Origin of the sequence: Pseudomonas sp. 32_A, from assembly GCF_017490905.1 — a bacterium.
In the GTDB taxonomy this organism is placed as follows: domain Bacteria; phylum Pseudomonadota; class Gammaproteobacteria; order Pseudomonadales; family Pseudomonadaceae; genus Aquipseudomonas; species Aquipseudomonas inefficax.
The window spans coordinates 1-454 of record NZ_JAFGYI010000324.1; the positions used below are offsets into that span (position 1 = coordinate 1).

At 63.2% G+C, this 454-nt stretch carries 1 protein-coding gene; it reads right to left on the minus strand.

Annotated features, from left to right (window positions below; genetic code table 11):
- The coding region (locus J5M58_RS26885; protein WP_207880433.1) for a metal-dependent hydrolase at positions 1 to 454 on the minus strand (454 nt) is incomplete at both ends.

A 454-nucleotide genomic window follows, 5' to 3' on the forward strand; every position in this document is an offset into this window, starting at 1 on the left:
GTTCCATACGTCGTACGAGACGGCCTTGTGCTCGGTCTCTTCCATCGCGTGCCACAGCCACATCTGCTTGTAGCCTTCGACCGAGCCGTCGATCCGGTGCGTGTAGCCCGAGAGCAACTGGTTCGCGAGGATTGCCGTGTAATGCTCGAGCGCGATCGTGATCGCGAGCTGCACCGAATTCGGCAGCACCTTCTTGCCCCAGCCGAGCAGCGCCCACAGGCGCTTGTCGAGCTTGTGCGCGGGCAGGCCCGCCGATTGCAGCAGGTCGTTGTACTCGATGTGCTCGCGCGTGTGCATCGCTTCCTGGCCGATGAAGCCCGCCACTTGCTTCTTCAGCTCGGGATCGTGGATCTCGTCGCGGTAGTTGCGCACCGAATCCATGAAGAAGCGCTCGCCCGCCGGAAACAGCAGCGACAGCGCGTTCATGAAATGGGTGACGGGCGCGCCCTGGACG